We start from the raw sequence: 3,889 nt of genomic DNA, 5'->3' as shown, positions 1-3,889 counted from the left end.
GCCTGGGCGCTGGCACGCGGGCGGTTTCGCGGGCGTGTACTGCTTGATGCGCTGGTGCATCTGCCGCTGGTGCTGCCACCTGTCGTCATCGGCTGGATGCTGCTGGTGGCGTTTGCCCCGGCCGGCCCGATCGGCGCTTGGCTGTGGCGCCTGTTTGGCGTGACGCTGCTGTTCCGCTGGACCGGCGCGGCGCTGGCTGCGGCGATCATGGCGTTGCCGCTGATGGTGCGGGCGATCCGCCTGTCGCTCGAGGCGGTCGATCCCCGGCTGGAACAGGCCGCGCGTACGCTCGGCGCCGGGCCATGGGCCACGTTCTGGCGCGTGACGCTGCCGCTGTGCGCGCCAGGCATAGTGGCCGGCGCGGTGCTGGGCTTTGCTCGTTCGCTGGGCGAATTCGGCGCGACCATCACCTTTGTGTCCAACATCCCCGGCGAAACCCAGACCCTGCCGCTGGCGATTTATGCCGCGTTGCAGGTGCCCGGCAGCGATGCCACGGTCTGGCGCCTGGCCGGCGTGGCGGTGCTGCTGTCGGTGCTGGCGCTGGTCGCTTCGGAACTGCTGGCCCGTCGGCAGGGTGGAAAGGGCGCGCATGTCCTTTGACCCGGCCCCATCCTTTGACATCGATGTGGTGCTGGCGCGGGGGCAGCGCGAATTTCCCGTGCGGGTGGCAGGTGGCGGCGGCATCACCGCGCTGGTCGGGCCATCGGGGCAGGGCAAGACCAGTACGCTCGATGCCGTGGCCGGCCTGCTGCGCCCGCTTTCGGGCCATATCGCGGTGGGCGGCACCGTGCTGTTCGATGCAGCGCGGGGAATAGACCTGCCGCCCGAACGGCGCGCGGCCGGCTATGTGTTTCAGGATCTGCGCCTGTTTCCGCACCTGAGCGTGGTGGACAACCTGCTGTTCGGCTGGCGCCAGGCCGCGCCGGAGCGACGCACGCTGGTGCTGGACGAAGTGGCTGGTTTTCTTGACATCGCGCCTTTGCTTGCGCGCCGGCCGCACACGCTGTCGGGCGGCGAGGCGCAGCGCGTGGCGATCGGCCGCGCGCTGCTGTCGGGCCCGCGCTTTCTCTTGATGGACGAGCCGCTGACCGCGCTCGATCCGGCGCGGCGCGAGGGCGTGATCGCGCTGATCGCCCGCATCCGCGATGCCTTTGCCCTGCCGGTCCTGCTGGTGTCGCACCAGCAGGACGAGGTGGCACGGCTCGCCGATGCGGTGGTGGAAATCTAGAGCATTTTCAAGGCAGGTGGAATCACCTGCCGACTCGGAAAATGCGAAAAATCAAAAAGCTAGATTTCCAGCTGGCTGCCCAATTCAATCACGCGGTTGGTGGGCAGGCGGAAGAACTGCATCGGGCTTTCCGAATTGCGCACCATCCAGGCAAACAGCTTTTCCCGCCAGATCGCCATGCCCGGCCGCTTGGACGCGATCAGCGTCTGCCGCGCCAGGAAATAGCTGGTTTCCATCGGCTTGAATGGACCGGCCGCGCGCGTTTCGGCGGCGAGTTCGGCGGGAATGTCGGCCTCGTCCATAAAGCCGGTGCGGATGATCATGCGGTAGAAGCCATGGCCCATGTCTTCCACCTCGCGCCGCTTGTGATCGGGCACGTGCGGCACCCCGGCGGTCATCACGGTCAGAACCACGACGCGTTCGTGCAGGATGTGGTTGTGCTTGAGATTGTGCAGCAGCGCCGGCGGAATGCCTTCAACGGTAGAGGCCATGAACACCGCCGTGCCCTTGACCCGGCGCACGCGTTCGCACACCGAACCCAGGAACAGCTCGAACGGCATGGCATCTTCGGCGAGGCGTTCGCGCACGATGCGCCGGCCGGTGGCCCAGGTGGTGAGCGCGGTGAACGTGATTGCCGCGACCATCAGCGGGAACCAGCCGCCATCGGGGATCTTGGTGGCGTTCGATGCGAAATAGGCGCCATCGATCACCAGGAACGTGCCGGTAACGATCCCGGCCACCAGTGGATGCCATTTCCACACGGCAAAGGTCAGCACGCCCAGCATGCAGGCGGTGATGAACATCGTCCCGGTCACCGCGATGCCATAAGCCGAAGCCAGGTTGCTCGACGTGCGGAACGCCAGCACCAGCAGGATGACCATGACCAGCAAGACCCAGTTGACGAACGGCACATAGACCTGGCCGGCCGCGCTGGCGCTCGTATGCAGGATGCGGATGCGTGGCAGGAAGCCCAGCTGCACCGCCTGCTGCGAAACCGAAAACGCGCCCGAGATCACCGCCTGGCTGGCGATCACCGTGGCCAGCGTCGCCAGGATGACCAGCGGCAGGCGCGCCCAATCCGGCGCCATCAGGAAGAACGGATTTTCCACCAGGGCCGGGTTGCGCAGCAACAGCGCCGATTGCCCGGCATAGTTGATGAGCAGGCACGGAAACGCCACCCACAGCCACGCCACCATGATCGCGCGGCGGCCGAAATGGCCCATATCGGCATAGAGCGCCTCTGCCCCGGTCACGGCCAGCACGACAGAGCCCAGCGCCAGGAATGCCAGCAGCGGATCGAGCGTGAAGAACTTGACGGCGTACCAGGGATTGGCTGCCAGCAAGATTTCCGGCGCGCGGGCAATGCCGTTCAGGCCGAGCAGCGCGATGACCAGGAAATAGACCAGCATCACCGGGCCAAACAGCTTGCCCACCGCCGCCGTCCCGCGCGACTGGATGGCAAACAGGCCGATGAGGATCGCGATCGAGATCGGCAGCACCACCTCGGCAAAGGCCGGGTGCACCACGGTCAGCCCTTCGACTGCCGACAGCACCGACACCGCCGGCGTGATGATCGCGTCGCCATAGAACAGCGCCGTCGCCACGATGCCCAGCACCACGGTGAAAGCGGTCCATCGCCCCGGCTTGAGCTGGCGCCCGATCAGCGCGAGCAGCGCCAGGCTGCCGCCTTCGCCCTTGTTGTCGGCCCGCAGGATCACGAAGACGTACTTGACCGTGACGATCAGAGTCATTGTCCAGAACATCAGCGAGAGCACGCCGAAGATATGATCGGCATCCACCGCCAAACGGTGGTGGCCGATGAAGCTTTCCTTCAGCGAATAGAGCGGCGAGGTGCCGATATCGCCAAACACCACGCCGATCGCGCCCACGGCGAGTGGCACAAGGCCCTGCGCCTCGTGGCCCTCATGATGATCGACTCCGGCGGTGTCAGGGGCGGGGGAAGCGTCAGCAGCGGCAGCGGCAGGCGTGGATTCGGGCGCGCCCGGATAGGACATGGCGGTCATGCCGGCGCCGCTACGCCCGGCAATATCCCGATGCGACGAAATTTATGCATTCTTTACGCGACCGCCCGCCCATCTCGTCGCGCCGGCATGACACGGTGCGACAGCCTTGGCTCTCGACAGAGGGGGCCCTGCTGCGGCATCCCGGTGGCATGACACTGGCCCTTGCCCATCGTATCGCACCTGCGCCCGGCGCTGAGGGGGATGGTGGGCTGGTTGCCGGCCTGCTGGCCACCGCGGCGCTGATTGGGCTGGCCAGCCTGGTTGGCATGACGCTGCTGGCGCGGGGGGATGTGGCTGATATCGGCCTGCTCTATCTGGTGCCGGTCATGTTTGCCGCGATCCGCCTCGGTCTGCGGCCGGGGCTCGCGGCGGGGCTGCTTTCGTCGCTGTGTTATAACTATTTCTTTATTCCGCCGCGTTTCACGCTGGCGGTGGCCGATCCCTCGCACCTCATCACGCTGGTCATCCTGCTGGGTGTAGCGCTGGTGGGCAGCCACATGGCCGCGCGCCTGCGCCACCAGGCTTCGCTGGCGCAGGCGCAGGCCGGGCGCGACGCGCTGTTGGCCGGGTTTGCCGGGCGCTTGATGGGGGTGACGCGACGCGACGCGCTGTGGGCCTTGCTGGCCGAAGAAGTGGC

The 3,889-nt window shown here is 66.8% G+C and carries 4 protein-coding genes; 3 read left to right on the top strand and 1 reads right to left on the bottom strand.

The window, feature by feature from the left end:
- Window positions 1–600 (top strand): molybdate ABC transporter permease subunit (gene modB / locus H926_RS33985; RefSeq protein WP_022678607.1); only part of this gene is annotated, 600 nt, incomplete at its 5' end.
- On the top strand, window positions 590–1,228 hold the full coding sequence (locus H926_RS0124640) for an ATP-binding cassette domain-containing protein (protein WP_022678606.1): 639 nt from the start codon (window positions 590–592) through the stop codon (window positions 1,226–1,228). The genes modB and H926_RS0124640, both read left to right, overlap by 11 nt.
- 59 nt (window positions 1,229–1,287) lie before the next feature.
- Here H926_RS0124640 and H926_RS0124635 read toward each other — a convergent pair whose 3' ends face one another.
- Window positions 1,288–3,252 (bottom strand): potassium transporter Kup, encoded by a 1,965-nt coding sequence (locus H926_RS0124635; RefSeq protein ID WP_022678605.1) that lies wholly within the window; start codon window positions 3,250–3,252, stop codon window positions 1,288–1,290.
- A 149-nt stretch (window positions 3,253–3,401) separates the two neighbouring features.
- Between H926_RS0124635 and H926_RS30585 the strand changes: the two genes are divergently transcribed.
- Window positions 3,402–3,889, top strand: a 488-nt coding sequence (locus tag H926_RS30585) for a DUF4118 domain-containing protein (RefSeq protein ID WP_043611387.1), incomplete at its 3' end; no start/stop codon positions are given.

This window comes from Novosphingobium sp. B-7, assembly GCF_000410615.1.
In the GTDB taxonomy this organism is placed as follows: domain Bacteria; phylum Pseudomonadota; class Alphaproteobacteria; order Sphingomonadales; family Sphingomonadaceae; genus Novosphingobium; species Novosphingobium capsulatum.
The sequence above is the reverse complement of the archived record's forward strand: the minus strand, read 5'-3'. Positions and strand labels throughout refer to the sequence as shown.